Raw genomic sequence first — 14,682 nt, forward strand, 5'->3', positions numbered from 1 at the left:
GTCCCCGTGCGACCCATGCACCGCGCCACGGGGGCTGCGGCGTACCTTCACAGGAGGACGAGTGCTGGACGAGCGGGTCGCGAGCTCGGGGGCCCCGTCCTCCCCTGCCCAGCGGCTGACCGGTGCCCGGGCCACCGTGGCCCGCCCCGGCGCCACCCAGCTGCTCGAGTTCGCCGACCGCCTGCGCGACGCCCTGCTGCGCAGCTGGCTCGACCCGATGGTCCGACGCGGCATGCTCGGCATGGCGCTCGTGGCCGCCGGATCGGTGTCGCCGGCGTTCCTGCCGAGCGGTGTCTTCACGCCCGGCCAGTCCCCGGTCATCAGGACGTTGCACCTGCAGTGGCTCGACAGCGGGCTCGGACGCGTCATCACCACGGTGCTCATGGCCGTCGGCATGGCGATGCTCGTCGACGCCTGGCTGCGGATGCGCCCGGTGCACGGGCGGCGGCCCCCGTCGCTGGCCTGGCTGCTCTGGAGCCTGCCGATCCTGCTCGCCCCGCCGCTGTTCAGCCGCGACGCCTACAGCTACGCCGCGCAGGGCGAGATCGTCTCCCGCGGCCTGGACCCCTACGTCCTGACGCCGTTCTCGATCCCCGGGCCCTTCTCCGACCAGGTCGACCCGATGTGGGCGCAGACGCCGGCCCCCTACGGCCCGCTCGCGCTCCAGGTGCAGCACCTCGTCGTCGCCGCGGCACCCGACAACGCCTACGCGTCCGCCGTGCTCATGCGGGTGCCGACGCTCGCCGCCGTGGCACTGCTCGCCTACGCCCTCCCCCGGCTGGCGGAGCGCTACGGCTCGAGCGGCCGGCACGCGCTGTGGCTCGGCGTGCTCAACCCGCTCGTCATCATGCACTTCATCGGGGGTGCCCACGGCGACGCCGTCATGGTGGCCCTCGTCGTGCTCGCCCTGCTGCTGGCCAGCCGGGGCCAGCTCGTCGTCGCGGCCGCCACCGTGGCCGCCGCGGCCGCCTACAAGCAGACCGCGGTGCTCGCGCTCGTCGGTGTCGTCGGGATGGCCGTCCAGGCCGGCGACCTCGCCCCCGGGGTCCGGCACAAGCTGCTCGCGCTGCTGCGGCACGGGCTCGCGCTCGGGGCGGTGTTCGCCGCGACGTTCTGGGCGATCACGGCCTTCTCGGGTCTCGGCTTCGGCTGGGTGCCCAACCTGTCGGTGCCGGCGTCGCTGCGCTCGCTGCTCGCCCCGTCGACGTTCGTCGGCAGCACGGTCGAGTGGCTGATGCGCGTGGGCGGGATGCCGGCCGACTGGGTCGAGGTGCCGGTGCCGGTGGCCCAGACGATCGGGCTCGGTGTCGGGCTCGTCGCGATGACGTGGGTCGGCTGGCGCCTCGCCGTGCGCAACCCCGTGCTCGCGACCGCCGGGGTGCTGCTGATCCTCTGCGCGTCCGGTCCCGTCATCCACCCGTGGTACCTGCTCTGGGGCGGCGTCGTGCTGGCGGCCACCCGCCTGTCCGAGCGGTGGGTGCGCGGCATCGTCGTCGTGACGCTCTTCTTCGTCACCTACGGCGTCGTCGACGCCACCGTGTCCAACGGCACGTGGGCCCTCGGGGTCTCCGCCGCGCTGTGGATGATCGCGCGTCTGCGCACGCACCGCCGGCGGGCGCTGGAGCAGGAACCGGTCCCGGTGGCGGTCGCGCCCTGACGCGTCGCTGGCCGCGTCAGCCGCGACGCGCGGCGCTGAGGGCGATGCCGTCGAGGATGTCGTGCTCGGAGGTCACGACGTCGGGGATGCCCGACCTGTCGACGAGGCGCTCGACGACGCGTCGCCACACGAGGGCCCCGGCGCCGATGACGTCGACGCGGCCGGGGTGCAGGTACGGCAGGGCTGCCCGCTCGGCGCGGGTCATGCCGAGGAGGTCGTCGCAGGCTGCGAGCACCGCCTCGACCGGGTGGCGGGACAGATGGATCCGGGTCGCGTCGTAGGCGGGCAGGCGCAGCACGTGGGCCGTGATCGTCGTGACGCTGCCGGCCAGGCCGACGAGGGCCCGGATGCCCTCGAGCGGCACGGTCGACTCGGCGAGGTCGAGGGCGGCGTCGATGTCGCGGGTCGCCGCGGCGACCTCCTCGTCGGTCGGCGGGTCGCTCGCGAGGTGGCGCTCGGTCATCCGCACGCAGCCGATGTCGACCGACCGGGCGGCCTCGACGTGGTCGGTGCCGCGGACGAGCTCGGTGGAGCCGCCGCCGAGGTCGACGACGAGGTAGGGGCCGGCGATGCCGCGCGCCGTGAGGCCGCCCGTGGCGCCGGAGAACGACAGCGCGGCCTCCTCGTCGCCCGAGACGACCTCCGGTGACACGGCCACGCCGACGTGCTCGCGGAAGGCCTCGTGGACGCCCTCGATGAACTCGCCGGCGTTGCGGGCGTCGCGCGAGGCGGACGTGGCCACGAACCGGAGGCGCTCGGCGCCGAGCTCGTGGCACTGGGCGGCGTACTCGCGGGTGACCCGCAGGGTGCGCTCCATCGACTCGGGGGCGATGACGCCGGTGCGGTCGACGCCGTGGCCGAGGCGCACGATCTCCATCCGGCGCAGGACGTCCTCGAGGGCACCGCCGGCCGGGTCGACGTCGGCGACGAGGAGGCGGATCGAGTTGGTGCCGCAGTCGACGGCGCCGACCCGGACCCGGCCCTCAGCCATCGGAGCCCTCCCTCGCCACGGTCTCCTGCTCCGGGTCGCCCGACGCGCGCGCGGCGTCCTCGGCGGCGTGCACCGCCGCGCACGAGGTCGGTGACCACCAGTCGCCGAGCGCCTCGAGGGCCTCGTCGCCGAGCGGGTTGACCCCGGGACCCGCCGCGAGCGAGTGCGCGACGAGGACGTGGAGGCACTTGACGCGCGTCGGCATGCCGCCGGCGGAGATGCCGTCGATCTCGGGCACATCGCCGAGCTCGCCGCGCCGGGCGAGGTAGTGCTCGTGGGCCGCGGCGTACGCGGCCGCGAGCTCGGCGTCCGCACCGAGGCGGGCCGTCATCTCCCTCATGAGGCCGCCGGTCTCGAGCGTGCTGACCGCGCCGGTGAGGCGCGGGCACGTGGCGTAGTACGTCGTCGGGAACGGCGTGCCGTCCGGCAGCCGCGGCTCGGTGCGCAGCACGTCGGGCTCGCCGCACGGGCAGCGGTGTGCCACCTCGGCGACGCCGCGCGGGCGGCGGCCGAGCTGGCGCTCGACGGCGTCGAGGTCGGCGGGGTCGGCGGCGCGCTGGGAGGCGTCGGGCTGGCGCGGGGTCTGGCTCACGGGTGCGGGTGCTCCGGTCGAGGGCGGGTGGCCGCACGAGGATCCCACACGGGCCTCACCGGCCGCGAGCGAGCCCGGCGGTGGGCCGGTCGGCGATCTGGACCGACTGCCAGACCTTGCCGTACCAGGGTGATGCGTCGTTGGCCATCGGCGCGGCGACGACCGGCTTGGCGGCGGCCGCGGCGCTCGTGTCGGCGCCACTCGGGTCGATGACGGTGTAGGCCCGGTCGCCGACACGGACGAACTTGAGCCGCTCGCGGGCCTGCAGCTCGATGTAGGCGGGGTCCTTCCACAGCGCGGCTTCGCGCTGGAGGTCCTGGACGTCCTGACGCTGCTGCTGCACCTGTGCCTGCTTCGCGGCGGTGTCGCCGCGCTGCTGGATGAGCGAGCGCAGCGTGGGCACGATCGTCACGGCGAGCATGACGAGGATGCCGAGCAGGATGGCGCCCCGGACCCAGGCCGTCGACGCGGACGGCGCCACGGGCGCGGCGGTCCGGGCCCGCGCGGCGCGCGCCGGACGCTCCTTGCCCTGGCCGGGCCGGCTGGGGCGGGCCGAGCCTCGCGAGGTGCCGGGACGGGTGCCCGCCGACGCGGCTCGTGAGCCCGTCGAGCGCGCTCCGGTGCCCGTCGACCGGGTGCCCGTCGACCGGGTGCCCGACCCGGACGGTCGCGGGCTGGAGGCGCGCGAGGAGGAAGACCGCGCACCGCCACCACCGGGGCGGCCCGACGCCGAGGACGACGACGAGCGGCCCGGGCGGGGCGGCGTGCGGTCGGCCACGGGACTCAGCCCTCGCTGCCGAAGCGGGCGGCGTCGAAGCGCGGGAACGCACTGGTGCCGGCGTAGACCGCGGCGTCGTCGAGCTCCTCCTCGATGCGCAGCAGCTGGTTGTACTTCGCGACGCGCTCGGAGCGGGCCGGGGCGCCGGTCTTGATCTGGCCGCAGTTCGTCGCGACGGCGAGGTCGGCGATCGTGACGTCCTCGGTCTCGCCGGAGCGGTGGCTCATCATGCAGCGGTAGCCGTTGGTCTGCGCGAGCGTCACGGCGTCGAGGGTCTCGGTCAGCGTGCCGATCTGGTTGACCTTGACGAGCAGCGCGTTGGCCGTGCCCGACCCGATGCCACGGGCCAGGCGCTCGGGGTTGGTGACGAAGAGGTCGTCCCCGACGATCTGCACCTTGGAGCCGAGCAGGTCGGTCATGGACTTCCAGCCGTCCCAGTCGTCCTCGTTGAGCGGGTCCTCGATGGACACGAGCGGGTAGGCCTCGACGAGCTCGGCGTAGTAGGCGACCATCTCGTCGGCCGACTTGCTCGCACCCTCGAACGCGTAGGAGCCGTCCTCGAAGAACTCGGACGCCGCCACGTCGAGCGCGAGGGCGATGTCGCGGCCCGGCTCGTAGCCCGCCGCCCGGATGGCGTCGAGGATGAGGTCGAGGGCGGCGCGGTTGGACTCGAGGTTCGGGGCGAACCCGCCCTCGTCGCCCAGGCCGGTGGCGAGGCCGCGGTCGTGCAGGACCTTCTTCAGGGCGTGGTAGACCTCGGCTCCCCAGCGCAGGGCCTCGCGGAAGCTCGGCGCGCCGATCGGGGCGATCATGAACTCCTGGATGTCGACGTTGGAGTCGGCGTGCGACCCACCGTTGAGGATGTTCATCATCGGCACGGGCAGGACGTGCGCGTTGGGGCCGCCGACGTAGCGGAACAGCGGCAGGCCGGCCGACTCGGCGGCGGCATGGGCGACGGCGAGCGAGACGCCGAGGATGGCGTTGGCGCCGAGGGTCTCCTTGTTGGCCGAGCCGTCCAGCGCGAGCATCTCGGCGTCGATGAGCCGCTGCTCGCTCGCGTCGAAGCCGACGAGGCGCGGGTTGATCTCCTCGATGACGGCATCGACAGCCTGCTCGACGCCCTTGCCGAGGTAGCGGCCCTTGTCGCCGTCACGGCGCTCGGACGCCTCGAAGGCGCCGGTGGAGGCGCCCGAAGGGACGGCTGCGCGGGCGAACGTGCCGTCGTCGAGACGGATCTCGACCTCCACGGTGGGGTTGCCGCGCGAGTCCAGGATCTCCCGGGCTCCGATCTCCTCAATGGTGGCCACTGACTCTCCTGTGGTGGTGCTCGGGACGGGTGCGGCCGGTGCCCGGCCACTGTCGCCACCGAGCGTAGCCCGTGCGGACCGAGGGCCGTCGGACCGACCCGGCATGCGGTCACGGTCGGATCGGGAGGGGGTCGCTCGAGCCGGTGTCCGGTTTGGACGGTTCTGTCCCAGGCAATCGCAAGATCACCGCAGGAACGCCGCTGGTTTTACCAATTCCTTACCAGCGCTTGACCAATCTTCGACATACTCAGGACATCCATCCGGGGGGGTGGGAGTACCGAGGTGCGTGACGCCGAGGGGGCGTCCAGGGGGTGGGGTGTTCTATGGCTGTACCCATGCGCGAAGTCGGGGCCTATGCCGTCGACGTGAGCGCTCGTCCGACAGCACAACCGCTGTCGAACCGATCACGCGGAGTGCGACTGCTCCAGCTCGTCATGGCCAGCGGTGACCTCGTGGTCATCGTCGCGGCGACGGCGCTGGCGGCGATGAGCCGCGACCGGCTGCCGATCTTCGTCGTCACGAACGACGTCCAGGCCATCGCCCAGGCGGCCGGCCCGTGGATCGTCGTCGGCTGGATGCTCTGCCTGGCCTTCGTGGGCAGCTACGCACGCAGCAACCTCGGGGTGGGCACCACCGAGTACGCGAAGGTCCTCGTGGCGGCCGGCTTCGTGGCCGGCGGCATCGGCATCGTCAGCTACCTGACCCAGCTGAACCTGTCCCGCGGCTTCTTCGTGATGCTGTTCGTCATCGGCGTCCCGGTGCAGCTGACCTGGCGCTGGAGCGCGCGGCGCCTCGCCCGTCAGGCGCACAGCCGCGGACACCTGCTCACCCGCGTGGTCCTCGCGGGCTCGCCCTCGCACGTCGACGACGTCGCGTCCGTCCTCCGCCGCGAGAGCTGGCTCGGCTACGAGATCGTCGGCGCGCTGGTCCCCTCGTCGAACCCGGTCCGCGAGACCCCGGGTGGCGTGTCCGTGGTCGGGACCACCACCCGCGTCGCACGGTCCGCCCTCGATGCCAAGGCCGACCTCATCGTCTTCACCGAGGGTGCCTTTCCCGCCCCGATCGACTTCCGTCGCATTGCCTGGGAGCTGGAGGGTCACGACGTGCAGCTCGCCGTCGTGCCCAGCCTCAGCGACATCTCCTCCGGACGGATGTCCATGCGCCCGGTCGGTGGACTCCCTCTCGTGCACGTCGAGCCGCCGCAGAGCCTCGGCGCCGCCCGGTGGTCCAAGCGGGCCTTCGACTTCGTCGGCGGCACGCTGCTGCTGGTGCTCGCCGCGCCGGTCATGCTCGTGTTCGCCATCGCCACCAAGCTGCAGGACGGCGGTCCGGTCCTGTTCCGCCAGACCCGCGTCGGCCGCGACGGCGAGCTCTTCGAGTGCCTGAAGTTCCGCAGCATGGTCGTCGACGCCGAGGCCCGCCTCGCCGGCGTCACGCACCTGAACCAGAACGCCGACGGCGTCCTCTTCAAGGCCCAGCACGACCCCCGCATCACCCGGGTCGGCGCCTTCATGCGGCGCTACTCGATCGACGAGCTGCCCCAGCTCATCAACGTCGTCAACGGCGACATGAGCCTCGTCGGCCCTCGGCCCGCGCTGCCGGCCGAGGTGCGTCGCTACGCCCCCGACGTGCAGCGTCGCCTCCACGTGCGCCCCGGCGTCACCGGCCTGTGGCAGGTCTCCGGCCGCAGCGACCTGTCGTGGGACGACACGGTGCGCCTCGACCTCTACTACGTCGACAACTGGTCCGTCGTCCAGGACCTCTCGATCCTCACCAGGACCGTGCTCGCCGTGCTCCGTTCGCGGGGCGCCTACTGACGGCACACCGGCTCCCGCCGGTCGCGTCCTGACCGCGTCCGGCGGGGCTCTCCCGCGGTGCATCCCTGACCGCCGTGGGGTGGGGACGGGGCCACGCCGCTCATCCGGGTGGCGTGGCCCCGGGACACCCGGGGACGCGTCGGTCAGGATGCGTCGGTCAGCACGCGTCGGTCAGGACGCGTCGGGGCCGTCGGCGCTCGCCTCGGCGAGGCGGCGCAGCGTCTCCCGCAGCGCGCCCTCGGCGTCGACGCCCGCCGCGCGGGCCTCGCGCACGAGCGCGAGCAGGCGCGGGCCGACGTCCTCGCCCGTGGCGGCGGCGTCGACGAGGTCGCCGCGGCCGGCCTTCTCGAGCCGGCCGACGTACTTCTCGGCCCGGGCCAGCGCCGGCAGGGAGGTCGGCACACCCTCGACGGGGTGGGTGCGGTGCTGCTTCTCCCCCGCCTTGATCTGGTCCCAGTTGGCCGCGACGGCGTCGGGGGTGTCGGCCTCGACGTCGGCGAAGACGTGCGGGTGGCGGCGCACCAGCTTGTCGACGAGCTCGCCGGCGACGTCGTCGATGCCGAAGGGCTCGGTCGGGTGCTCCTCGGCGACGCGCGCCTGGAAGGCCACCTGGAGCAGGAGGTCGCCGAGCTCCTCGCGCACGTGCCCCGGGTCGCCCGACTCGATGGCCTCGATGGCCTCGTGGGCCTCCTCGAGCAGGTAGGGCACGAGCGTCTGCGGGGTCTGCTCGGCGTCCCACGGGCAGCCCCCGGGCGAACGGAGCCGGTCCATGACGGCGACGACGTCGAGCAGCCGCGAGCCCGGGACGTCGAAGGAGGCGATGAGCAGCTCGACGTCGGGAGCCTCCTGCAGGCGGCTCACCTCGACGGCGACGGCGTCGCTGAGGCCCGGGTCGCCGTCGGCGGAGCCGACCCACACGACGTCACCCCGGTCGGTCGCCGCGACGAGTGCGCGTGCCAGGTCGGGGGCGGCGAGGACGCCCGCGTCGTCACCGTCGCCGGACACCTCGAGCGTGGGCAGGCCCACCTCGACGCCGGCGTCGACGATCGCGGCGACCTGCGGCTCGTCGGGCAGGCCCCACACCGTGTTGGCGCCCTCGAGCGTGGCCCAGGCCTCGCGCGTCAGCAGCCCCGGCGCGATGCGCGGCGTCGAGACGAGCAGGACCAGACGGCCGGTCAGGGCGCGGTCGTCTCGGCCGGGGCCGGGTTGCTGCCCGACGCGGGCGCGTTCGTCTGCGGCTTGATCCAGTCGGGGTCGGCCGTGCCGAACGTGAAGTACACCGGCGCCTGGTCGACCTTCTTGACCGTCCCGAACCTCGGGTTGAGCGAGATGTCGGCGTTCTGGAGGGCCTTGCGGTAGGCGGCGACCTCGGCGGGCGTCATCGTTTGGGAGTTGACGAGCGCGGCCGCGGCGACGAAGTCCTTCGTCGTCTGGGTCGGGTTGGGGATCGTCGCGAGGACCGCGGCGTAGGTCTGGTCGGGTTTCCAGCCGCCCGAGACCTGCATCGCCTCGTCGAGGAGCGGGGCGGCGATGAGGCCCATGACGATGGCGTCCTCGCTGAAGTCGAGCTTGGCCGCCTGCAGCTGGTCGTGGGAGGCCTGCACGTCGGCCTCGGAGATGACGTGACCGTTGACGACGGCCGCGGCCTGCTGTCGCGTCGCGAAGCCGCACCCACCGAGGAGCGAGACGGCGCTCGCGCCCGCGACGAGTGCCGCGGCGACGCGCCGACCCGTGATGGTGGGCCGTGCTGGCAGAGACTTCACTGGGTTTCCTCCTCGGGCGGATGCGTCAGTCATCTTACGGGGCACCCGTACGCGTGCCGGCACCGGCGCTCACCGCGGCGTGACCGGCGGCGATGTCGTCGAGCAGGACGGCGGTGACGAGCTGGCGCGCCCACGTCAGGACCTCGACGTCGCGCAGTGGCTTGCCGCCGACGCGGGCCGTCATCGGGGCCGGCACGAGGATCGTGCCGAGGGCCTCCTTGACGATGGTGCCGGGGTAGAGGCGCATGAGCCGAAGCTGTTGGCTCTCTCGCAGATCGGTGACCGGGCCGAACCGCACGGTGCGGCCCTGGACGCCGATGTCGCCGATGCGGGCCTGCCGTGCCACGACCCGCAGCCGGGCGACCTCGAGGAGGTTCTCGACCGGCTTGGGCGGGGCGCCGTAGCGGTCGCGCAGCTCGGCCTCGATCTCGTCGACGGCCTCGAAGGTCTCGACGGTCGCGAGCTTGCGGTAGGCCTCGAGGCGCAGCCGCTCCCCCGGCACGTAGTCGTGCGGCAGGTGGGCGTCGACCGGCAGCTCGATCTTGATCTCGGCGGGCACGTCGGTGGTCTCGCCCTTGAAGTCGGCGACGGCCTCGCCGATGAGCCGCACGTAGAGGTCGAAACCGACGCCCTCGATGTGGCCGGACTGCTCGCCGCCCAGGAGGTTGCCGGCACCGCGGATCTCGAGGTCCTTCATCGCGACCTGCATGCCGGCGCCGAGGTCGGTGTGGCTGGCGATGGTGCGCAGCCGGTCGTGGGCGGTCTCGGTGAGCGGCTTCTCGGGCGGGTAGAGGAAGTAGGCGTACGCCCGCTCCCGGCCTCGCCCGACGCGTCCGCGCAGCTGGTGCAGCTGGCTCAGGCCGAAGGCATCGGCCCGCTCGACGATGAGGGTGTTGGCGTTGCTGATGTCGAGGCCGGTCTCGACGATCGTCGTGCAGACGAGGACGTCGAAACGCTTCTGCCAGAAGTCCTCGACGACCTGCTCGAGGCGGTGCTCGCCCATCTGGCCGTGCGCCGTGGCGATGCGCGCCTCGGGCACGAGCTCGCGCAGCCGGCTCGCGGCCCTCTCGATAGTGCTGACCTTGTTGTGGACGAAGAAGACCTGGCCCTCGCGGAGCAGCTCGCGGCGCAGGGCCGCGGTGATCTGCTTCTCGTCGTAGGCGCCGACGAAGGTCAGCACCGGATGGCGCTCCTCGGGCGGCGTTGCGAGAGTGGACATCTCGCGGATGCCGGTGACCGCCATCTCGAGGGTGCGCGGGATCGGGGTGGCCGACATCGACAGCACGTCGACGGCGGTGCGCATCGTCTTGAGCAGCTCCTTGTGCTCGACGCCGAAGCGCTGCTCCTCGTCGACGATGACGAGCCCGAGGTCCTTGAACCGGATCTCCTTGGACAGCAGACGGTGCGTACCGATGACGAGGTCGATGCTGCCGTCGGCGAGGCCGTCGACGACCTCGCGCGCCTCCTTGTCGGTCTGGAACCGCGACAGCGCCTTGACGACGACCGGGAACTGCGCGTACCGGTCGGAGAAGGTCTGGAGGTGCTGGCTGACGAGGAGGGTCGTCGGCACGAGGACGGCCGCCTGCTTGCCGTCCTGGATCGCCTTGAACGCCGCGCGGACCGCGATCTCGGTCTTGCCGTAGCCGACGTCGCCGCAGATGAGCCGGTCCATCGGGACCTGCTTCTCCATGTCGGCCTTGACCTCGTCGATGCTGCTGAGCTGGTCGGGGGTCTCGACGTAGGCGAAGGCCTCCTCGAGCTCGCGCTGCCACGGGGTGTCGGGCCCGAACGCGTGGCCCCTCGTGGCCTGCCGCGCGCTGTAGAGCCGGATGAGGTCGGCGGCGATCTGCTTGACGTACCGCTTGGCCCGCGACTTGGTCTTGGTCCAGTCCGAGCCGCCCATCTTGTTGAGGGTGGGCTGCTCGCCGCCGACGTACTTCGTCACCTGGTCGAGCTGGTCGGTGGGCACGTAGAGGCGGTCGCCGGGCTGGCCGCGCTTGCTCGCGGCGTACTCGATGACGAGGTACTCGCGGGTGGCACCGGCGACGGTGCGCTGCATCATCTCGACGAAGCGGCCGACGCCGTGCTGCTCGTGCACGACGTGGTCGCCGGGGCGCAGCTGGAGCGGGTCGACCTGGTTGCGCCGGCGCGAGGGCATCCGGCGCATGTCCTTGGTCGAGGTCGAGCCGGCCTGCCCGGTGAGGTCGGTCTCGGTGACGACCTCGAGGCGGGCGCCCTCGTGGACGAAGCCGCGCCCGAGCGGCATGCACGTGACGGTGACGAGGCCGGCCTCGAGCGGGTCGGCCGAGCCGGCGTCGAGGGAGCGGTCGAGCGAGCGCACCGGCACCTCGTGCTCGCGCAGCACCTCCCCGACGCGCTTGGCCAGGCCGGGGCCCTCGGTGACGACCGCGACGACCCAGCCCTCGCGGGTCCGCTCGCGCAGGTGCGCGACGGCCCGCTCGGTGTCGCCGCGGAAGGCCTCGGCGTCGGTGGTGCGCACCGCGAGGCGCTCGTCGACGTCGTCGTCCTCGATGACGAGCTCGTCGTCGGCGGCGAACGGGGTGAGGGTCCACCACGGACGCTCGTGGGCGGTGGCGTGCGCCCGCACCTGGGCGAGGGTCCAGTAGGACGCGCTGCCGAGCAGCGACTGGAGGTCGACGGGCACGTCGTTGCCGGCGGCGGCGTTGGCCCAGCTCGCCTCGAGGAACTCCTCGCTCGTGGCGACGAGGTCGTGGGCGCGGCGGCGGATGCGCTCGGGGTCGGCGAGCAGGACGGTCGAGGCCTGCGGCAGGACGTCGAGCACCGACTCCATGCCGTCGACGAGCGCCGGGGCGAGGGACTCCATGCCCTCGACGGCGATGCCCTCGGCGAGCTTGGCGAGCATGTCGGCGACGCCGGGCAGCTGGTCGGCCAGGACCCGGGCGCGCTCGCGGACAGCATCGGTGAGGAGCAGCTCGCGGCAGGGCGGCGCCCAGAGGCCGTGCTCGGCCACCTCGAGCGAGCGCTGGTCGGCGACCTTGAACCAGCGCACCTCCTCGACGATGTCGCCCCAGAACTCGACGCGGACCGGGTGCTCCTCGGTGGGCGGAAAGACGTCGAGGATGCCGCCGCGCACAGCGAACTCGCCCCGTCGCTCCACGAGGTCGGTGCGGGTGTAGGCCGCCGCGACGAGGGCGTCGACGACGTCCTCGAGCGGGCGCTCGTCGCCGCTCCTCAGGGCGACCGGCTCGAGCTCGCCGAGGCCGCGCGTGATCGGCTGCAGCACCGCGCGGACCGGGGCGACGACGACCGACAGCGGGCCGTACGTCGCGTCGGAGAGGTCGGGGTGGGAGATGCGACGCAGCACGGCCAGGCGCCGACCGACGGTGTCGCTACGCGGCGAGAGCCGCTCGTGCGGGAGGGTCTCCCACGACGGGAAGACGGCGACGCGGTCGGCCGGCAGGAACGAGCCGAGCGCCGACGCGAGGTCCTCGGCCTCGCGCGTCGTCGCCGTGACGACGACGACCGGGGCCGCGCCGGGACCGCCGTGCACGGCGTCGGCCCGCACGGCGAGGGCGGAGACGAGGAACGGGCGGGTGCCGTCGCTCGCGGACACGTCGACGAGGCGGGCCCGGCCCACCTGCTCGGTCACGTGACGGACGTCGGGCAGCGCCGTGAAGGCGGAGAGAAGAGGGTGCGGCATCAGGCCGACAGTCTATTGGCGCCGGCCCGGTCCTCCGACGACGCGTCACCCGGGGAGTTCGGTGAAAGCCGCGCCCCGGGCGTCGTGCCGGTGGAGCATGAGTCGATGGCGGTGACACGGAGGACGGCTGCGTGAGCCCGGTGGCGGGTGAGGGGCCGCGTACGGGCACGGGCCGGCCGGGGCGGGGCGGTGGCTTCGCGAGGTGGCTGGCGATCGCCTCCTGCCTGCTGTTCGTCGTTGTGACCGTCCTGGTCCTCAGCCGTGCGACGCAGGCCGTCGACGAGTCGGTCTTTCACCGGCTGCGGCCGGGGGACGCGTGGAACGAGCCCCAGGACCGCTGGAGCCCGTGGATGAGCCGCCTGCGCCCCGAGCGTATGTACCTGGTCCTGGGCGCCACGGCGCTCGCGGCGTCGCTGTGGCGACGGTCCTGGTGGCCTGCAGTGCTGGCCCTCGTGCTGGCCGTGGTGTCGGGAGTCCTCGCCCTGGGCGCGAAGGCAGCGGTGCACCGATCGGACCCGCACGGGTTCGTCACCGAGAGCGGTGGCGCGTTTCCGTCGGGTCACACCCTGGCCCTCGTCGTCTGCCTGGGCGGGTGCCTGCTCGTCCTCTCGCCGCGCGTGCGCTGGTGGATGTGGGCCCCCGTGGTGGCGGCAGGCGCACTCCTCACGACCAGCCTCCTCGTGTCGGGTGCGCACTGGGCCACCGACGTCCTCGGTGGCGCGCTGGCCGGGGTCGCCCTCCTTGCCGTCGGCAGCCGAACGGACCTGCGCCGCAAGGCCCACCGTCAGCGGCCCGTCACGGATCGCGACGCCCAGCGCGGCGTGGGCGCCGTCCACGATCCCTGACCCGGGGCCGACCCGGGACCGATGGCACGGCAAGGAACTCGAGCAGTCGAGGAGCGACGACGTCGGCGTCGTAGTCCCGGAGGAACCTCACCCGAGCCGCCTCGCCCGCCCGAGCCCGCTCCGCCGGGTCCTCAAGCAGGCCGACGAGGATGCGGGCCGCTGCTGCCGGGTCGTCGAGCGGCCAGAACCGCCCCTCCCCGGGATCGTCGAACAGCTCGGCGACACCACCCGCCGTGGCGGCGACGACGGGAAGGCCCGCGGCCATCGCCTCGATGATCGCGAGAGGGAGGGACTCGGAGTAGGACGCGTGGACGTACACCGCGTAGCAGGAGAGCCGGAGCTGGACGTCGCTCTGGAACCCATGCAGGCGCACCCGGTCGCCCAGCCCGAGCTCCCGAGCGAGGTCGTGCAGGCGGGCGCGCTCGACCCCCTCGCCGAAGATGTCGAGGGAGTAGACGTGCCCGGCCTGCCGGGCCGCGGCCAGGACGTGCAGGAGGAAGCGGTGGTTCTTGACCGACTCCAGGTTGCCGACCGTGACCAGGTCGCCAACCCTCGCCCCGGCGGGGTCGGCCGGTGGCACCTGGACGAAGTTGTGCAGGACGGCCGTCGGCACGTGATCCACCTCCGGAAGCCACTCGCGGACGGCGTCCCTGCCCCAGGCGGAGACGAACACCAGCCCGTCGACGCGTTGGAGGACGTCGCGCTCGGTGGCGCGGATCGACCGGTGGACGCGTCCGCCACGTCGGATCTGGTCCTTGTCGGCCCACTCGTCGGCCTGGGAGATCCGGAAGTGCACGGCCAGTACGACGCGCTGGTGCGGTCCCGACCGGGCCGCGAGCGCCGCCCGCGCCGAGACCGGGCACTGGGCGTACACCGTGCAGGGGCCCTCGGCGGCGAGGCGCCGGCGCAGGACGCGACGGAGCACGAGCTCGTGCGACGTGCGGTACCACCACACGTTGGCCGGGCCCCAGACCCGCTCGAGGACCACGCGGGCGCCGAAGAGCGGCACCAGTGCCACGCCGCGAAGGAGCGAGCCGTCCGGCCCCTGGGCCCAGCTGTGCGGCGTCAGCAGCTCGGCCGGCTCACCCCGGCGTTCCAGGTAGCGACGCAGCTGGCGCACGTGGGTGTGGACGCCGGTGATCCCTTGCTCGCGGGCGATGGTGGCGATGAGCAGCGGTGCGTGCTCCGGGTCGGCCCGGCGGGGCTGCTCCGGGGCGGTGGGGTCGGTGACGTCCGCGCTCACCCGACCC

General features: G+C 73.3%; 11 protein-coding genes. 3 read left to right on the forward strand and 8 right to left on the reverse strand.

The genetic code is table 11. The features are described from left to right. Nucleotides 1-61: 61 nt before the first annotated feature. Nucleotides 62-1,657, forward strand: a complete 1,596-nt coding sequence (mptB, locus tag AC3A5R_RS21670; RefSeq protein WP_487622848.1) for a polyprenol phosphomannose-dependent alpha 1,6 mannosyltransferase MptB — start codon at nt 62-64, stop codon at nt 1,655-1,657. Nucleotides 1,658-1,673: 16 nt separating this feature from the next. Here mptB and AC3A5R_RS21675 read toward each other — a convergent pair whose 3' ends face one another. The 4 genes from AC3A5R_RS21675 to eno form a co-directional block, all read right to left on the reverse strand. Beyond that, nucleotides 1,674-2,648, reverse strand: a complete 975-nt coding sequence (locus tag AC3A5R_RS21675; protein ID WP_487622849.1) for a Ppx/GppA phosphatase family protein — start codon at nt 2,646-2,648, stop codon at nt 1,674-1,676. Next, nucleotides 2,641-3,240: a DUF501 domain-containing protein gene (locus AC3A5R_RS21680; RefSeq protein ID WP_487622850.1), complete on the reverse strand. Its 600-nt coding sequence runs from the start codon at nt 3,238-3,240 to the stop codon at nt 2,641-2,643. Before AC3A5R_RS21680 ends, AC3A5R_RS21675 begins: the two co-directional genes overlap by 8 nt. A 55-nt stretch (nt 3,241-3,295) precedes the next feature. Then, the gene (locus AC3A5R_RS21685; protein WP_487622851.1) at nt 3,296-3,721 is read right to left on the reverse strand and encodes an FtsB family cell division protein; all 426 of its coding nucleotides are present in this window, start codon (nt 3,719-3,721) and stop codon (nt 3,296-3,298) included. Nucleotides 3,722-4,023: 302 nt separating this feature from the next. Next, a complete protein-coding gene (gene eno / locus AC3A5R_RS21690) occupies nt 4,024-5,325 on the reverse strand; it encodes a phosphopyruvate hydratase (RefSeq protein ID WP_487622852.1) in 1,302 nt (433 codons plus the stop codon). A 413-nt stretch (nt 5,326-5,738) separates the two neighbouring features. Between eno and AC3A5R_RS21695 the strand changes: the two genes are divergently transcribed. Next, nucleotides 5,739-7,142, forward strand: a complete 1,404-nt coding sequence (locus tag AC3A5R_RS21695) for a sugar transferase (RefSeq protein WP_487622853.1) — start codon at nt 5,739-5,741, stop codon at nt 7,140-7,142. Nucleotides 7,143-7,313: 171 nt separating this feature from the next. Here AC3A5R_RS21695 and AC3A5R_RS21700 read toward each other — a convergent pair whose 3' ends face one another. From AC3A5R_RS21700 to mfd, 3 genes are all read right to left on the reverse strand, one after another. Next, nucleotides 7,314-8,225: a nucleoside triphosphate pyrophosphohydrolase gene (locus AC3A5R_RS21700; RefSeq protein WP_487622854.1), complete on the reverse strand. Its 912-nt coding sequence runs from the start codon at nt 8,223-8,225 to the stop codon at nt 7,314-7,316. 92 nt (nt 8,226-8,317) lie between these two features. Then, a complete protein-coding gene (locus AC3A5R_RS21705; RefSeq protein WP_487622855.1) occupies nt 8,318-8,905 on the reverse strand; it encodes a hypothetical protein in 588 nt (195 codons plus the stop codon). A 34-nt stretch (nt 8,906-8,939) separates the two neighbouring features. Next, nucleotides 8,940-12,587: a transcription-repair coupling factor gene (mfd, locus tag AC3A5R_RS21710; RefSeq protein ID WP_487622856.1), complete on the reverse strand. Its 3,648-nt coding sequence runs from the start codon at nt 12,585-12,587 to the stop codon at nt 8,940-8,942. Nucleotides 12,588-12,718: 131 nt separating this feature from the next. On the opposite strand from mfd, the gene AC3A5R_RS21715 reads away from it, so the two are divergent. After that, nucleotides 12,719-13,432 carry a phosphatase PAP2 family protein gene (locus AC3A5R_RS21715; RefSeq protein WP_487622857.1) on the forward strand — a complete coding sequence of 238 codons (714 nt, stop codon included), beginning with the start codon at nt 12,719-12,721 and terminating at the stop codon, nt 13,430-13,432. Here the strand turns inward: AC3A5R_RS21715 and AC3A5R_RS21720 are convergent. Then, entirely contained in the window at nt 13,383-14,675 is a 1,293-nt protein-coding gene (locus AC3A5R_RS21720; protein WP_487622858.1) for a glycosyltransferase, read from the reverse strand. The two genes, AC3A5R_RS21715 and AC3A5R_RS21720, sit on opposite strands and share 50 nt — an antisense overlap. Between the last annotated feature and the right edge of the window lie 7 nt (nt 14,676-14,682).

The organism is Intrasporangium sp. Soil_C_50 (assembly GCF_057656595.1).